This is a genomic window from Psychrobacter sp. DD43, from assembly GCF_904846555.1.
GTDB lineage: Bacteria > Pseudomonadota > Gammaproteobacteria > Pseudomonadales > Moraxellaceae > Psychrobacter > Psychrobacter cryohalolentis.
In genome coordinates, this window is record NZ_CAJHBE010000029.1 from 1 (window position 1) to 15,090 (window position 15,090).

Sequence of the window (15,090 nt, forward strand, 5' to 3'; positions counted from 1 at the left end):
CAAGGTTGGATGGAGAATAATCTACCTAAACTATTTTATGATATGGGTTGTTCCAGTTTTATTGTGGATTGACTATACTAAGCTTAGCGAAAGCGATTATTTAAAACCAATTTATGAGAATATTTAATCTATTTTACAAAAACTCACGGTTTCGCCCTATGCTACTTAAGCCGCTTGCTGTTTAATATAGGATAGTACGTAATTTAAGCATCATGAAAAACAGTATTTTCGAATGTTGATAAAGAAAATATATTAAAAATATCGGATAAAATTTATTTTAATAGTAGCCATTTAATCAGGTGACGAGCATGCGTATGCTACGCCACCTTTTTATTAGCAACGTAAAAAGGAGCACGAATCATGACTCAGGTATCGAATCAAAAATCATTAAAATCTATCTTTGCTATTACTTTGATGGCAGCCACTTTAGGACTGACGGCTTGTAGTACACCAGTAGACCCTGATGTCAAAGCTCGTCAGGACATCATGAAGAACTTCGGTGATGCAATGAAGGTTATGGGTGGCATGGCAAAAGAGCCGGATACTTTTGATGCTGACGTTTTCAAAGAGCAGGCGGCATTTTTAGCAGAAGAGTCTAAAAATCCTTGGAGCCATTTTAATAATAAAGACGCCGCTGGCAATGCCAAAGCAGAGGTTTGGTCAAATGTTGATGGCTTTAAAGCTGAAGCAGAGAATTTCCAAAAGGTCACTGCTGAGCTAAGCGCTGCTGCACAGACAGCAACTAGCATTGACGATGTGATGCCAGCTTTTAAACCTGTTGGCGACAGCTGTAAATCTTGCCATACGGATTTCCAAGTCGAAAAAGACTAAATAAGAATCCTTTAGCAATATAAAAAGCCACCCTATCAAACAATAAGGTGGCTTTTTTATTCGCTTAACTTATGAATCAATTAAGCCATCAAGTCTGCTTGTACGATTTCAATCCAATAACCATCAACATCTTTAATAAAGACAATATTTTTCATGCTGCCTTCATCTGGACGTTTTTTGAATTCGACATTGTTTTCATCAAACCAAGCTACCGCTGCATTGAGATCAGGTACATTAAAACAAATATGACCAAACCCTTGTGGTTCTTGATTGCCATCATGATAGCTAAAGTCCGCTTTTGTCTCGGTACCATAGTTATGAGTCAATTCCAAAATGCCACGCTGACGGAAGGCAAAAATCTCTAAATCATTACCTGACGGCAAGTTTTCACGTTCACTCTCAGTCAGCTTGGCTAAAAAGTACAAATCAAAACCCATGGCTGGGAATTTTTTGACTGCCAGTAACGTCATACCTAAGACACCAGTATAAAACGCTAAAGACTTCACAGGATCTTTAACACGCAGCATCGTATGGTTAAAGGTATAACCTGTCGTCTGCGCTGAGATAGGCTGTACGCCATTAGCCTTTACGCTGCTTTCAGGTTGCTCTTGTATTGAATGGTCGTTGTTAAAAGTATCATTACTCATGATTATTCCTATATGTAAATATTTTTAATCACTAATAGATTAAATGATCATACCTATAACACTTAGTCTTTCTAGCATAGCCTTTATAGAACACTATTAAGCATCTAAAAACCGCACTTTACCTGTTTCTAAGTCGTACTCGGCACCAACGATCAATAGCTGACCACTACTGGTTAAATCCTCTAACGCACGCGAGCCATGCTTTAATTGACTGACCGACATACGCACATTTGCACGTATAGAGCGATCAACCAGCTCGTCTGCATCCACATCTTGCCCATTAGCGGTCGCAAGTTCATGCAGATTATAGACACTTGGACGGATACGGTCGACGATAGATTGTAGGTTTGGTGAGTAGTTTTGCTCAGGATTGATTAATGTTTCAACACAGGCGGTGACAGCGCCGCAATGCGAATGTCCAAGCACTACGACCAGTTTAGTATTGAATTTTTCAGCAGCAAATTCGATCGAACCAATTTGTGAAGGAGCTACCACGTTACCTGCAACGCGTATGACAAATAAATCGCCTAAACCTTGATCAAAAACGATCTCAACCGGTACCCGTGCGTCCGAGCAACCCAAAATAATCGCTAAAGGGTCTTGATCTTTGATTAATTCTGGACGCCTTTGCATACAGGGATCGGTATTGGTCAAGCTGTCTACATAGCGTATATTACCTTGCTTAAGCAGCTCCAGTGCTTCCTGACCTGTTTTAGGGCGTGTATTGTTAGGCATAAGAAATCCTTGATAATTTAACGGGTTAACATAGTAAATTGCTCTATAACTATCCTGTCATAGAGTCTAAGTCTTCGATATCGTTTGGCGCTTTAAGCAAACCTCACTTAAGTTCTTACTTTTATAAGTCACTCTATATTTATCATACGCAAACCAATTGTATAGGAATAAATTCAAAAAAATGGTAAAAATTATTTAATTTAAGGGTGGTTACTTAGTCTATTTAACAAAGTGTAGACTCATCTTTAATTGCTATTCCAAGATCACTATAGGGCTCAACCAACCTGTAAAGAACTTGCGCTGACTTGTAGCGAAGGTTTGTTATAATAGCCTGCGACCAATCACCGTTAAACTCATCGCTTTAACATACTAAATCATCGTATCTAACGTATACAGCGTTCAGACTGCCACTGATACTTTAGTATGTATGTCGGAAATCTAGGAATCATTATGACCGAATCACTTTTAACGCCGCCGACTACTCCTGCATCAGAAAACGCTGATAAGGTATTGCTACAACTGACCGGTCTAAAGAAAACCTATGATAATACTGAGGTCTTAAAAGACATCAATCTTGACATCAAGCATGGTGAGTTTATTACCTTACTCGGTCCTTCAGGGTGTGGTAAAACCACTCTACTACGACTGATTGCAGGATTTGAGCAGCCAAACGCAGGGGCGATTTATTTGGATGGCGTACAGATGGCAGGCTTGCCCGCTGATAAACGTCCGGTCAATACCGTGTTTCAGCAATATGCGCTATTTCCGCATATGACTGTCGCGCAAAATGTGGCGTATGGTCTAAAGCTAAAAAAAATCCCTAAAGATGAGATTCAAACGCGGGTAAGTGAGATGCTAGCGATGGTGCAGCTAGAGCATTTAGCCAATCGTCGCCCGCAGGATTTATCTGGTGGTCAGCAGCAGCGCGTAGCGATTGCACGCGCGGTGATTAATCGTCCTAAACTGCTATTGCTCGATGAACCCTTATCGGCGCTCGACCATAAGCTGCGTTTGCAAATGCAATCTGAGCTTAAACGTCTGCAACGTGAGCTTGGCATTACCTTTGTCTTTGTCACCCATGATCAAGAAGAAGCGCTGTCGATGTCAGACCGCATTGCGGTAATGAAAGACGGCAGATTTCAGCAAATTGGTACGCCAATTGAAATTTATGAAACCCCTGCCAATTTATTTACTGCCAAATTTATCGGTGAGACCAACTTATTTAAAGCGGAAGTCAAAGGCGTTTATCCTGAGCAGCCCGATCGTGATGGGCGCGTGACCAATGGGCGGATTGAAGTCGAGGTCTGCGAAGCCCAAGCGCAAGAGGGTCCGACGACCTTACGTAATCTGCGTCGACCCGATTTTGCCAACGATGTCCAAGTCGGTGATATCGTCAATTTATTGCTACGTCCGGAAGATTTGCGGATTTATGATCCGACTGACAACACCCATGGTGGTTTATTAGGGCGCGTTATCGAAAGCAATTATAAAGGCAGTACTTTAGACTCTATTATTGAGCTGGCTAATGGTCATGTGATTAAAGCATCGGAATTTTTTGATGAGGATGACCCAAGTTTTGACTATAAGCTTAATGAGGGCGTAAAAGTATCGTGGGTCGATGGTTGGGAATGGGTATTGCCAGAAGAGGATATCCACTAATGGCACATACTGGCATCAGCAATAAAAGCCCTTTTCGTACGGCAACGCTATGGCTGATTTGGGGTTGGCTTCTTATCTTTGCGCTATTACCCAATATATTGGTCATTGCAGTCAGTTTTCTGACCCGTGATAGCACGGCTTTTATCAGCTTACCTATCAGTATCGACAGCTACGTGCGTATGATTGATCCGCTGTACTTTGATGTCTTCGTGCACTCATTATGGATGGCAGGCATTACTACGATAATCTGCTTACTACTCGGCTATCCTTTTGCTTGGTTTGTCTCACGCTTCAGCAAACGTTGGCAGCCTTTGTTAATGCTCATGCTGATATTGCCATTTTGGACCAACTCTTTAGTACGGACGTATGCGCTTAAATTATTATTTGCCAATAACGGGTTAATTAATAAATCCTTATTAGCCATAGGCGTTATTGATGCGCCGATTGATATTTTGTATACCCAAGGCGCTGTGATTGCTGGTTTAACCTATTTATTGTTTCCATTTATGGTGCTGCCGCTATATGCCGTCTTTAGCGATTTGCGCAATGATATGCTGCTTGCCTCGCAGGATTTGGGCGCATCGAAACCGCAAACCTTTTGGCATGTGGTACTACCATTAACGACACCTGGTATTATCTCAGGGGTGCTGTTGGTACTATTACCAGCAATGGGTATGTTTTATGTTGCCGATATTTTGGGCGGTTCACGCAACTTACTCGTTGGAAATATTATCAAGAATCAGTTTTTAGATGCCCGTGATTGGCCATTTGGCGCGGCCGCCAGTGTGCTATTGACGCTTGCTATGGCGATATTATTGCTTGCCTATCGCGCCAGTAGCCGCCGTATTGGCAAGACTGACTTTAGTGAGGTGGCCTAATGTCTGATAGTTCACTAAATAGCTCAACAAATAATAAATCGCCGAAAAACAAAAATCCCATAAGGTTTGGCAATATCGTCGCCAAAGGCTACCTTGGTCTGATTTATACCTTGCTATATCTACCTATCATCGTCTTGGTAGTGATGTCATTTAATAAGTCAAAAATTGGCTATAATTGGGGCGGCTTTAGTTTAAAGTGGTACGAGTCGCTCTTTAATAATCAGGCAATGTTAGATGCTTTTTGGCATTCGATTTTATTAGGTTTGGTTGCCGCTACAGTCTCAACCATCATCGGTACACTGACCGCACTGGCGTTACATCGCTATGACTTTCGTGGTAAAGGGCTGCTAAATGGCTTGTTATTTGTGCTAATGATGTCGCCTGAGATTGTCTTAGCAATATCGCTACTGGCACTGTTTTTATTAATTGGGCTACAACTGGGTTTTGTCTCTCTATTATTGGCGCACATTACGTTTTGTTTGCCGTTTGTCGTTATAACCGTCTTTGCGCGCTTAAGTAGTTTGGATGAGCGTTTGATGGAAGCGGCGCGAGATTTGGGTGCTAGCGAGTCTATGATGGTGCGTACGGTCTTGATTCCAGTGATTTTCCCGGCAGTGATGGCTGGTTGGCTACTTGCTTTTACCTTATCGCTCGATGATGTGGTGGTATCGACCTTTGTCACTGGTCCTAGCTATGAGATATTGCCGCTACGTATTTATTCTATGGTACGTGTGGGTCTTAAACCCGAGGTCAATGCCATTGGTACGATATTGCTGGTTGCTTCCTTAATTCTGGTTGTGATTTCACAGTTATTGCTACGTCGACGTTGATATTAATATTGCTCTAATCAGTTTCGCCTATCGGTATAACAGGTGTAATGCTTCTATCTGCTATACCTTATTTCTTTTTCACTTCAGTGGTTAGGTCATTTTATGCTAGAGCTTCGTCATCTTAATACGCTAACTGCGCTACGAGCACATGGCTCATTGGCTGCTGCCGCCGATGAGCTGCATGTCACCGCCTCTGCGGTCTCCCATCAGTTAAAAGAGCTAGAGAATTATTACGATATCAGTTTAGTCAATCGCCGGACGCGTCCGTTGACCTTTACGCCAGCTGGCAAGACGGTATTGGCACTCGCTGACAGCATTTTACCTCAGGTCACGCGCACCAAGTCAAACTTAAAACGCTTAGCCCATGGTCAAGCAGGCAGATTGCGCTTGGCGTCTGAATGTCATAGCTGCTTTGATTGGCTGATGCCGATTCTCAATCATTATCGCCGTGAGTGGTCAGATGTGGAGCTAGATTTTGCTACTGGTTTTGAGCCCGAGCCGCATCATTTATTGATGGAAGGTGATATTGACCTGCTCATTACCACTAGCAATTTGCCGATAGAAGGTATCAGTTATCAGCCCTTATTTGAATATGAAAGTCGTCTAGTACTTTCACCTACTCACGATTTGGCGGAGCAGCGCTTTGTGTGCCCCGAGGATTTGGTTGAGGAAACCTTGATTGCTTATCCAGTAGAGGCCAAGCGCCTTGATATTATTGCCAATTTTATGACGCCAGCACAAGTCAGCTTTAAAAGTATGCGTACCACCGAGCTAACCGCTATGTTGATTCAGTTGGTTGCTAGTGAACGCGGCGTAGCAGCACTCCCCGACTGGGTTGTCGCTGAATATGAGAGAAAAGGTTGGGTAGTTTCGCGCCCATTAGGTAGCGGCGTCTACTGTCAGCTCTATGCGGCAACGCGCACCTCGAGCCAAGAGACTGCCTATATGCAAGGGTTTGCCAGTTTATTAGAAGGTATCGTAAAACCTGTCTAGAAGTAATTATCACTAAAAAAAGAGCCGTATTAAAAAATTAATATGGCTCTTTTTTATTGCTGCATTTTTATTATTATAAAATCAACTTAAAGAAATAAAAGCCAATTGCGGTTGCTAATAACGTCAGCCCCACATGTAGCCCAATCAGCCCTAAGCCCGCAAGCAGTTTGCCATTATGGATAAAAGTAAATACCTCAACGCTAAAGGTACTAAAAGTCGTCAAACCACCCAAAAAGCCAGTAATTACAAACAGTCTAATATTGGGAGACAAACCGCTGCCCACACGTTCGAACCACACCAAGGCCAGCCCTATCAATAGCCCACCTAAAACATTGGCGCCAAGCGTCCCAAGTGGTATCCAGTGATGCAGCGGATTAAAACGTGCCAACCACCCTCGCAGGCAAGCGCCAATGGCAGCACCTAATCCAATCGCAAGCCACTGCATAAATCATCCTTATCAGGTGAAAGTTACTATAATACATATTCGCTTATTAGTGACGATAATTTAAACCGCTGGCAGCTCAGTCATTGGCCAACGTGGCACGCAGCTGACAGCCAAATCATCTGCTTGACCCGCTTGCAAACGCTCGTAGCCCGCATACGCAATCATCGCACCATTATCGGTACATAAAGCAGGAGGTGCATAATGTACGGTCGCATTTATCTTAGCAAGCTCTCGCTCGAGAGTTTCACGCAAATGAATATTGGCACTGACACCGCCTGCAATAACCAATCGGCTCATCTCGACCTGTTTAAGCGCTTTGACGCATTTTTTCACCAAGGTATCAACGACGGCATGCTGAAAACTGGCGGCAATATCGGCGCGAACTTTCGGGTCGCTATCAGAGCCATTTCCTGAGCCCCCTGAACCATCGGTATCTTTAATCAGATTATGCACTGCCGTTTTCATACCGCTAAAAGAGAAATCCAAACCACGATGTAACATTGGTCTTGGTAAACTATAGGCATCCGAATTGCCACTTTCCGCTAATTTAGCGATATTAGGACCACCCGGATATGGCAAACCCAACATCTTCGCCGCTTTATCAAAACACTCACCTGCCGCATCATCAATGGATTCGCCAAGGATTTCATATTGACCAATACCATGCGCAGCAATGAGTAGCGTATGCCCACCAGAAACCAGTAGCGAGACAAACGGAAACGCTGGTGGATTCGCACCCATCAGCGGTGCCAATAGATGCCCTTCCATATGATGAACACCAATCGCTGGAATATCTAACCCATAAGCCAAGCTACGACCAAACAATGCACCCGTCATCAAGGCGCCGATAAGCCCCGGACCCTTGGTATAAGCGACGGCATCAATCTCATCTTTAGTGATATTGCATTGCTGCAAAAGCTCATTAAATAAAGGCACTAACTTACGGATATGATCGCGACTAGCAAGCTCAGGCACCACGCCGCCATAAAGGGCGTGCAGCTCTATTTGTGAATACAGTACCTGCCCTAGCAGACCTTTATTATCGCTCGTTATCTGCTCGCTATCAAAAATCGCTAGACCCGTCTCATCGCAAGAGGTCTCTAAACCCAATACTTTCATCTATGTGCCTTTATATTTTGCCTTGTAGCGTGAATAAAAAACCGCCACTGTAAGCTTACAATGGCGGTCAGTTTAGCAAATTTCAATCAATAATATTTAGCTAGCTGCAGCAACCATATAATCAACAGCCGCATGAACTTGCGCCTCACTGACTTCAGCGCTTGCCTGCGCAGGCATTTTGTTAAAGCCCTTGGCAGAGTGCATATGTAGTGTATCGATACCTTTTGCGATTCGTGGTGCCCACGCTTCTTTACTACCGAATACTGGCGCGGCTAATAAACCTTTTTCATGACAGACTTTACATTGTTTTTCATACAATGCAGCACCTGCATCAGCAGCCAACACTTCAGGCTCAGCAGCGGCAGCACTTACTTCTTCCGCTTTTACTTCTGACGCCTCAACTGTTTCTACTTCAACGACAGGCTCAGCTTCAGCAGGCGCTGCTGGCTCCACAACCACAGCTTCGGTTTCATTAACCACCGCAGGCTCATCAGTGGGAGTGTTGTCACCACCGCTACAGGCGCTAAGTGTCAATAACACACTAAGACTTAGACCAGACAGCGCTAACTTAACAACTGATTTTTTCTTTATTACAGCTTGTTTAACAGTCATGGTTGTTTCCTCATCTATAGATGGTTAGTGACACCGCTCATTATTGAATACTGCCTTCAAGCAGGATTAATTGGTTGCAGGTTCAGCTGAATCCGTCGCCGGCACTTCAGTACTATTGGCAGTATCGGCAGTCGCCACAGCGGTATCAGAACTATCGGCGCTTACCGTTGCATCAGCTGCTGTTCCCTCTACTGCGACAGCCCCTTCTTCAGTACTCATCGTCGCATCTGTTGTCGCATCAGCTGCTGGCATTGGCGCTGTTGCTGGGAAATCCATCTTTTCTGCTGCAGGTGCATTCGCGCGAGCAATCTCTGCTGCCTCATCAACACGATCGACGGCTAAAATGTGATCTGACTCTTCACCTTCTTTCTCACTACTACAAGCACTGACACCAAAACCAAGAGCGACAATAAATGCTGTACTTAGCGCCGTATTGAGTACTGATTTTTTCATTCCAACATCCTTAATAAAGTGCACATAAAACGATTGATATTATGCAAATTATCATAGCATAAACTTGGCCTAAACCGTTATAGACAGTAGGGTTTTTATTTATACTGATACTATTTAGTAAATAACCCGTTTATCCTTCCTAAAGAACGTTTAGCTATAAATGACTTACGACCCTTATTGCTGGCAGCAGTTTGCAACTTAATGATAGTTATAGATTAATAAGTAAAAGCCTTTGACTTTATTGCGATTTTTTATTAAAATAGGCGCCCTTGTGCTATTGCGCAAGATTGTCCTAGTTTGAGCTGATGCCAGTAATCTTGAGATATTACGGCTAAATACTAATACACAGCCAAACTAATGCCCTTATATCTCATCCTAATCGAGGAGTCTTCATGCCTGCAGTTAAGGTTAAAGAAAACGAACCAGTTGATATCGCTATCCGTCGTTTTAAACGTGCTTGTGAAAAAGCTGGCGTATTGTCAGATGTACGTAAGCGTGAATTTTATGAAAAACCAACGCAAGTACGCAAGCGCAAAAAAGCTGCTGCAGTAAAGCGTTATAAAAAGAAATTACAACGCGAAACTATTCGTACCACTCGTATGTACTAATCGATAATTCGATTAGCTAAGTACCAGCGCTACACTAACGCCACTGTTATCCGATGATATCAGTGGCGTTTTTTATGCTACAATTTTTGTTATTACTATCATTGGTTCTAACACTTTCTATTATAAAGCTTGTTCTGATTAGTAGACTTTTTATACAAACTTTTTACCTATAATCATAAGGAATAACAACAATGAGCCAAATTAAACAGACGCTAACTGACACCATCAAAGTCTCTATGAAAGCACGTGAGATTGAACGGGTCAAAGTACTGCGTAACGTACAAGCGGTTATCAAACAAATTGAGATTGACCGTCGAATAGAGCTTGATGATGCCGAAGTTTTGGAAATATTACAAAAACAGCTCAAACAGCGTCATGAGTCATTGACTATTTTTACCGAAAACGGTCGTGATGATTTGGCGACCAAAGAGCAGTTTGAGATTGATATTATCAATGAATATATGCCAAAACAGATGGATGATGCGGAAATTACTGCCTTGGTAAACGCAGAAATCGCTGAGCAAGGCGCAACGTCAATGCGTGATATGGGTAGCGTGATGGGTATATTAAAAACGAAAACCGCGGGTCGTGCTGACCCTGCCTTAATCTCAAAGCTGGTCAAAGACGCGCTACAAGGTTAATCGCTACAGTATATTGATAAAATCAACGCTTTTTCTATATAGCGCTTTATAGCATTTAGTTATCAGAGAACCGCCTAAGGCTTAAAATCTTTGGCGGTTTTTACGGCTTTGATTTCGGCATTGATATTGGCAAGTAGTGGACGAGCGCTATTGGCTTGAGCCGTATTTTGCAAATTTTCTGTCAATTTTTTGGCTTGCGTTAAAGAAGTCAGCGCGCGCTCGTAGCTTCCACTCCATAGTTGGTCATGACTGCGGTAGCGTAGTGCATTAATAGTAGCAATACTTTTTAGCGGTGCAGAATTGGTGGTCTTTGCCAATTTTTCATTGGCCAATTGCAAACTTTGCCACGCATAGCGATCACTTGGTTGCTGCTCGGTTAACGGCTTGAGTAAGGCTTGGGCTTTGGTTGGCTGATTACTATTGGTCAAGGCTTCCGCCAGATAAAGTCGTAAGTCACGGCGCTCAGGATAGAGCCGCTGCTGGCTCTCTAATATTTCAGCAGCTTGTTGCCATTTATTTTGTTCCGTCAAAATCTGGCTTTGGGTAATGGACAATAACGGTTCAAGTACTTGGCGCTTTGCGACCGGCAATGCAGACAGCTCGACAAACAAGTCGTCTGCTTCTTTAAAGCGCTGTTGCTCGCCATACCAGTGCATCAGCGCAAGCTTTGCCCCGACGCTGTTTTTTGCCGCAGTCATCAAGGCAGTCTCTGAAGCATGCTTTCCGGTACTTTGTACGCGCCAATAAAGTAAATCAAACAAAGCTTGATGGCGCTGCTGTTGATTTAACGGCAGCGTATTATAACGCTGCGCGCGGCTTTGAGATTCGCTCAAGCGCTCATTGCTCAGTGGATGAGAGCGGATAAAGCTTGGCAAAAACTGATTGGCGATTTGATTCATCTGACTTTTTTGGTTCATGGTCGCAAAGAAGCGCGGCATCGCCCGTGGGTCATAGCCAGCTTGGTTCATGATTTGCATACCGACCCGATCAGCATCACGTTCATTATTACGACTAAACGCCATGCTGCTATTCATCGTGGCAGTTTGGCTACCCATCATCACTGCTGCTGCCGCATCACCATCGACGGTCGATGCAGCAATCGCGGCGAGCATGCCACCTATTTGCATCAGCAAGGCTTTTTTGCGCTCATCAGCGCCGCTTTCATAATGACGCTGACTGATGTGCGCGACCTCATGAGCCACAACGCTTGCCAGCTCATCCATGCTGTTTGCAGCCAATATAGTGCCGGTATTAAGACCAATTACGCCGCCTGGAGCCGCAAATGCATTAATACTTGGGTTATCGATAATGACCAAACCAAGCGGTGCTTGCTGGCGTGCTTGGGCATTGAGCCGCCATGTTAGTTCTTTGACCGTTTCTTGAATCCAAGGGTCATGCTCCATCTTTACACGACCATTGATGTTTCTTAATGACCATTCACCAAGCAATTTATTTTGATATTGCTCATCAAAGCTCAGCCCTTGCCCGCGTAAACTGGGCAAACTTAGCTCTTCTGTGTTAGTGGTTTGCCATGAATCATAGCTCAATGGCACAGCTTGGCTTTTGCTATAGGCGGCGCTTGTACAGGCCAATAGTATCGTTGACAGTGCTAATTTTATCGCAAGTGATCGCGACAGATGATGGTTTACCTGCTTAGAAAATAACCCTGTCTGTCTGCTTGCATAGTGAGTGATAGCACGTTTATTCCGTGCATTTATTAGCGGCTTATCAACCATTGATTGTCTTTTAGAATAATCCAAGTGCGTACCCTATATGTATAATCATAACGTGCTTTGACTATACGAGCTTGTCTATTGAAGGTCAATTGCCGTCTGCCAGTCGCTACTAATAACTCCGCAGAGCGTCACTATTGCGCAACATGGTTATGTGAACCTATTAGATAAGTCTAATATAAAAATACGAAGATCAATACTACTCAGTTGTTCTGATTGATCAAACGCGATGATGACTATATTCAACTGCAATTGAATACAGGCAATTTGCTATAATGGTTGCTTATAAAACCGTCAGCGTCGCAGCACAATCGCCATGTTGTATTAAGATAGTATTATCCATAAATATTGCAATGCTAAGCATTAGACTGAAACACAAGGTTTAATATTAGCCACCTTAAAGGTTTATTTTATGTCTGCTGATAGTCCATCCATCATGGTACGAGCCTCTTATCCGATATGTTTGGGAGAGACTGTGTCTAAGAGCGAGCAGCAATCAATCAGGCAGCTCCTAGACTTATTACCAACAGATGACATCAACTTAACTGACAAAACAGACTTGAGTAAACCAGTACTTGTTATCAAAGATATGGTCGATGGTCGCGGACTTGCCTGCCCGATGCCACTGTTAAAAACTAAGGTCGCATTACGCAGAGTCGTCTCTGGGGAGTCATTGTACGTTGTGGCAACTGACCCAAATTCTCAAGCTGACATTATGGCTTTTTGTCAGCAAAGCTTACAAACAAAAGCCACGAACCCGCTATTGCTTAGTATTAATCAAGCCACCGTATCAGACAGTGGAGAACTGAGCGCTAGCCAATCTAAATATTCTGTTGATACAATATATCACTTTATCATTACCAAAACTGATAGCAACTAAGCGTCGCTATCCTTTACAATTACAACTATAAAGATTTTTATCTGACTGTTTGCTTATCTATTTAACCAAGGTCAAGAATATGGCTAATACCACTACTAACGCTGCAAATAACCGTAAAAAAGACAGCGCTGTTCCTGAAATAAACGAAGCGCGCGATGCAGCACTGAAAGCGGCAGCTGAGCGTCCGCCTTATGATGCCAGCGCGCTTGGCGATACCAGTACCCGTGATTTGGTACCTGCCATGCCGACGCATTTGTCCGCACCTGGGGTGAATTTGGGTGCTTATATTAATACCGTGCACCAAATCCCTATCTTGACTCCGACGCAAGAGCAAGAGCTTGCCCATCGCTATTATGATGAAGGCGATGTGGAAGCGGCGCGTTTACTGGTCATGTCGCATTTGCGTTTTGTCATTCATATTGCCCGCAGCTATTCAGGCTATGGATTACCGCAAGCAGATTTGATCCAAGAAGGTAATTTGGGACTTATGAAGGCGGTAAAGCGTTTTGATCCTAACAAAGGCGTACGTCTAGTATCATTTGCAGTGCATTGGATTAAAGCAGAGATTCATGAATTTGTCATCCGTAACTGGCGTATTGTAAAAGTTGCCACAACCAAGGCGCATCGTAAGCTGTTCTTTAACTTACGTAGTTTAAAAAAGACCAACAATCAGTTGACCCTCGAAGAAGCCGATGCGATTGCCAATGACTTAAACGTTACTCGTAAGCAAGTGCTTGAGATGGAGTCGCGCCTGACCTCTTATGATGCGTCATTTGAGGCGCAATCAAGTGACGATGACGATGGACGTTATGCGCCGCAGTTATTTTTGGAAGATGGCATTGACCCTGCCGAAATCGTCGAAGAATCTGACTGGGAAGAGAATAATTCATCAGCCTTGATTGCTGCAATGGAAACCTTGGATGATCGCTCACGTGATATTGTCGAGCAGCGCTGGTTATCTGAGCAAAAATCAACGCTGCATGAGTTGGCAGCGGTCTACTCTATCTCTGCTGAGCGCGTACGCCAAATTGAGAAAAACGCCATGGATAAAATCCGTGAAGCGATGACCATCGACAGTGTGATTTTGCCTGATGATATTCAATAATTTACCTATCAGTAAGACAAATGTCTTTGCCTAGTAAGCATTTATTCAACAATACGAGTACAACCATGTTCAATTGGATAAGTATCGCGGCGATCAATATGGCTATCGCCGTTGCTTTAGGCGCGTTTGGCGCGCATGGTCTCAAAGCTATGGTCAACACTCAACAGCTAGGATGGTGGCAGACGGCAACCTTGTATTGGTTTGTCCATTCGCTTGGATTATTACTTGTTGGTATCCTTATTCGCTTAAACTATGCAACCCAAACCGCCGCATGGTTATTACAAATTGGTGTCATTATTTTTGCGGGTAGTTTATACGCCATGACACTTGGCGCGCCACGTTGGTTCGGTGCCATTACGCCTATTGGCGGTGTGCTGATGATTGCAGGTTGGTTATGGCTTGCGCTATCTTCAGCACGCTTAACAAATAGCTGATTGATTGATTTTAGTAAGAAATAATCTTATTTTATTCAGCTACGTTAGTGTTGGTAGTAGTGAAAATAGTAAGGCTAAATAGGAATTTTGGATTATTAGGGAGTACGATTTATGAGCAATATTAGTGTCAATGGTAAGAAGTTACAGACGACTCATCAAACGGTACAATTGGTTGTCAATGAGCTTGGGCTTAGTAACGGTCGTTATGCGGTAGAAGTCGATGGTGAACTGATTCCTAAAAGTGAGCTTGATAAGCTACATATTGTTGAAGGCATGACTATTGAAGTAGTACAGGCTGTAGGCGGTGGCTAAGGTTTCTAACCATTGAAATAGATAGTCGTTTTTGATACATAGAATTTTAGAAAATCACACTGTAAAACCTAACGTTTACAACCCTTTCCTTTTAAAATTTAGGGGCTGTCCTAGATAACTAGTTCAGTTCCTGTTTAACCCATTGTTTTAGCTGATGTAATTGACGTTTTGGATC

General features: G+C 43.3%; 18 protein-coding genes. 11 read left to right on the plus strand and 7 right to left on the minus strand.

Annotation, left to right across the window (positions count from 1 at the left end; all coding sequences use genetic code 11):
• The first annotated feature begins 360 nt into the window (after positions 1 to 360).
• On the plus strand, positions 361 to 831 hold the full coding sequence (locus JMX89_RS12270) for a c-type cytochrome (RefSeq protein WP_011512614.1): 471 nt from the start codon (positions 361 to 363) through the stop codon (positions 829 to 831).
• 80 nt (positions 832 to 911) lie between these two features.
• Here JMX89_RS12270 and gloA read toward each other — a convergent pair whose 3' ends face one another.
• Entirely contained in the window at positions 912 to 1,478 is a 567-nt protein-coding gene (gene gloA, locus JMX89_RS12275) for a lactoylglutathione lyase (RefSeq protein WP_201530482.1), read from the minus strand.
• Between the two features lie 96 nt (positions 1,479 to 1,574).
• Complete coding sequence (locus tag JMX89_RS12280) at positions 1,575 to 2,213, minus strand: carbonic anhydrase (RefSeq protein WP_149408929.1); 639 nt, start codon at positions 2,211 to 2,213, stop codon at positions 1,575 to 1,577.
• Positions 2,214 to 2,663: 450 nt separating this feature from the next.
• On the opposite strand from JMX89_RS12280, the gene potA reads away from it, so the two are divergent.
• From potA to JMX89_RS12300, 4 genes are all read left to right on the plus strand, one after another.
• On the plus strand, positions 2,664 to 3,872 hold the full coding sequence (gene potA / locus JMX89_RS12285) for a spermidine/putrescine ABC transporter ATP-binding protein PotA (RefSeq protein ID WP_201530483.1): 1,209 nt from the start codon (positions 2,664 to 2,666) through the stop codon (positions 3,870 to 3,872).
• The gene (gene potB, locus JMX89_RS12290; protein WP_201530484.1) at positions 3,872 to 4,750 is read left to right on the plus strand and encodes a spermidine/putrescine ABC transporter permease PotB; all 879 of its coding nucleotides are present in this window, start codon (positions 3,872 to 3,874) and stop codon (positions 4,748 to 4,750) included. Before potA ends, potB begins: the two co-directional genes overlap by 1 nt.
• Positions 4,750 to 5,580 (plus strand): spermidine/putrescine ABC transporter permease PotC, encoded by an 831-nt coding sequence (gene potC, locus JMX89_RS12295; RefSeq protein WP_201530485.1) that lies wholly within the window; start codon positions 4,750 to 4,752, stop codon positions 5,578 to 5,580. Before potB ends, potC begins: the two co-directional genes overlap by 1 nt.
• 102 nt (positions 5,581 to 5,682) lie before the next feature.
• On the plus strand, positions 5,683 to 6,573 hold the full coding sequence (locus JMX89_RS12300; RefSeq protein ID WP_201530486.1) for a LysR family transcriptional regulator: 891 nt from the start codon (positions 5,683 to 5,685) through the stop codon (positions 6,571 to 6,573).
• A gap of 73 nt (positions 6,574 to 6,646) precedes the next feature.
• Here JMX89_RS12300 and JMX89_RS12305 read toward each other — a convergent pair whose 3' ends face one another.
• The 4 genes from JMX89_RS12305 to JMX89_RS12320 form a co-directional block, all read right to left on the minus strand.
• Positions 6,647 to 7,018, minus strand: coding sequence for a CrcB family protein (locus tag JMX89_RS12305; RefSeq protein ID WP_201530487.1), 372 nt, complete (start codon positions 7,016 to 7,018; stop codon positions 6,647 to 6,649).
• A gap of 60 nt (positions 7,019 to 7,078) precedes the next feature.
• Positions 7,079 to 8,137, minus strand: coding sequence for a tRNA (adenosine(37)-N6)-threonylcarbamoyltransferase complex transferase subunit TsaD (tsaD, locus tag JMX89_RS12310; protein ID WP_201530488.1), 1,059 nt, complete (start codon positions 8,135 to 8,137; stop codon positions 7,079 to 7,081).
• A 96-nt stretch (positions 8,138 to 8,233) separates the two neighbouring features.
• Complete coding sequence (locus JMX89_RS12315) at positions 8,234 to 8,749, minus strand: c-type cytochrome (protein WP_201530489.1); 516 nt, start codon at positions 8,747 to 8,749, stop codon at positions 8,234 to 8,236.
• A gap of 66 nt (positions 8,750 to 8,815) precedes the next feature.
• On the minus strand, positions 8,816 to 9,202 hold the full coding sequence (locus JMX89_RS12320; protein ID WP_020442592.1) for a hypothetical protein: 387 nt from the start codon (positions 9,200 to 9,202) through the stop codon (positions 8,816 to 8,818).
• Positions 9,203 to 9,594: 392 nt separating this feature from the next.
• Between JMX89_RS12320 and rpsU the strand changes: the two genes are divergently transcribed.
• Positions 9,595 to 9,810, plus strand: a complete 216-nt coding sequence (gene rpsU, locus JMX89_RS12325; RefSeq protein ID WP_010195908.1) for a 30S ribosomal protein S21 — start codon at positions 9,595 to 9,597, stop codon at positions 9,808 to 9,810.
• Positions 9,811 to 10,001: 191 nt separating this feature from the next.
• On the plus strand, positions 10,002 to 10,451 hold the full coding sequence (locus JMX89_RS12330) for a GatB/YqeY domain-containing protein (RefSeq protein ID WP_011512603.1): 450 nt from the start codon (positions 10,002 to 10,004) through the stop codon (positions 10,449 to 10,451).
• 74 nt (positions 10,452 to 10,525) lie between these two features.
• On the opposite strand, the gene JMX89_RS12335 is transcribed toward JMX89_RS12330, so the two are convergent.
• Positions 10,526 to 12,187, minus strand: coding sequence for a M48 family metalloprotease (locus JMX89_RS12335; protein ID WP_201551699.1), 1,662 nt, complete (start codon positions 12,185 to 12,187; stop codon positions 10,526 to 10,528).
• Positions 12,188 to 12,596: 409 nt separating this feature from the next.
• Here JMX89_RS12335 and JMX89_RS12340 point away from each other — a divergent pair, with 409 nt between their 5' ends.
• The 4 genes from JMX89_RS12340 (at position 12,597) to thiS (ending at position 14,915) form a co-directional block, all read left to right on the plus strand.
• Entirely contained in the window at positions 12,597 to 13,064 is a 468-nt protein-coding gene (locus tag JMX89_RS12340) for a sulfurtransferase TusA family protein (RefSeq protein ID WP_201551701.1), read from the plus strand.
• A gap of 241 nt (positions 13,065 to 13,305) precedes the next feature.
• Complete coding sequence (rpoH, locus tag JMX89_RS12345; RefSeq protein ID WP_011512600.1) at positions 13,306 to 14,169, plus strand: RNA polymerase sigma factor RpoH; 864 nt, start codon at positions 13,306 to 13,308, stop codon at positions 14,167 to 14,169.
• A gap of 65 nt (positions 14,170 to 14,234) precedes the next feature.
• Positions 14,235 to 14,603, plus strand: coding sequence for a DUF423 domain-containing protein (locus JMX89_RS12350; RefSeq protein ID WP_201530492.1), 369 nt, complete (start codon positions 14,235 to 14,237; stop codon positions 14,601 to 14,603).
• 111 nt (positions 14,604 to 14,714) lie between these two features.
• Positions 14,715 to 14,915 carry a sulfur carrier protein ThiS gene (gene thiS, locus JMX89_RS12355; protein ID WP_011512598.1) on the plus strand — a complete coding sequence of 67 codons (201 nt, stop codon included), beginning with the start codon at positions 14,715 to 14,717 and terminating at the stop codon, positions 14,913 to 14,915.
• The last annotated feature ends 175 nt before the right edge of the window (positions 14,916 to 15,090 follow it).

Coding starts and splice junctions, on each gene's coding strand:
- JMX89_RS12270 (WP_011512614.1), top strand. CDS start 361: ATGACTCAGGTATCGAATCAAAAATCATTAAAATCTATCTTTGCTATT.
- gloA (WP_201530482.1), bottom strand. CDS start 1,478: ATGAGTAATGATACTTTTAACAACGACCATTCAATACAAGAGCAACCT.
- JMX89_RS12280 (WP_149408929.1), bottom strand. CDS start 2,213: ATGCCTAACAATACACGCCCTAAAACAGGTCAGGAAGCACTGGAGCTG.
- potA (WP_201530483.1), top strand. CDS start 2,664: ATGACCGAATCACTTTTAACGCCGCCGACTACTCCTGCATCAGAAAAC.
- potB (WP_201530484.1), top strand. CDS start 3,872: ATGGCACATACTGGCATCAGCAATAAAAGCCCTTTTCGTACGGCAACG.
- potC (WP_201530485.1), top strand. CDS start 4,750: ATGTCTGATAGTTCACTAAATAGCTCAACAAATAATAAATCGCCGAAA.
- JMX89_RS12300 (WP_201530486.1), top strand. CDS start 5,683: ATGCTAGAGCTTCGTCATCTTAATACGCTAACTGCGCTACGAGCACAT.
- JMX89_RS12305 (WP_201530487.1), bottom strand. CDS start 7,018: ATGCAGTGGCTTGCGATTGGATTAGGTGCTGCCATTGGCGCTTGCCTG.
- tsaD (WP_201530488.1), bottom strand. CDS start 8,137: ATGAAAGTATTGGGTTTAGAGACCTCTTGCGATGAGACGGGTCTAGCG.
- JMX89_RS12315 (WP_201530489.1), bottom strand. CDS start 8,749: ATGACTGTTAAACAAGCTGTAATAAAGAAAAAATCAGTTGTTAAGTTA.
- JMX89_RS12320 (WP_020442592.1), bottom strand. CDS start 9,202: ATGAAAAAATCAGTACTCAATACGGCGCTAAGTACAGCATTTATTGTC.
- rpsU (WP_010195908.1), top strand. CDS start 9,595: ATGCCTGCAGTTAAGGTTAAAGAAAACGAACCAGTTGATATCGCTATC.
- JMX89_RS12330 (WP_011512603.1), top strand. CDS start 10,002: ATGAGCCAAATTAAACAGACGCTAACTGACACCATCAAAGTCTCTATG.
- JMX89_RS12335 (WP_201551699.1), bottom strand. CDS start 12,187: ATGGTTGATAAGCCGCTAATAAATGCACGGAATAAACGTGCTATCACT.
- JMX89_RS12340 (WP_201551701.1), top strand. CDS start 12,597: ATGTCTGCTGATAGTCCATCCATCATGGTACGAGCCTCTTATCCGATA.
- rpoH (WP_011512600.1), top strand. CDS start 13,306: ATGCCGACGCATTTGTCCGCACCTGGGGTGAATTTGGGTGCTTATATT.
- JMX89_RS12350 (WP_201530492.1), top strand. CDS start 14,235: ATGTTCAATTGGATAAGTATCGCGGCGATCAATATGGCTATCGCCGTT.
- thiS (WP_011512598.1), top strand. CDS start 14,715: ATGAGCAATATTAGTGTCAATGGTAAGAAGTTACAGACGACTCATCAA.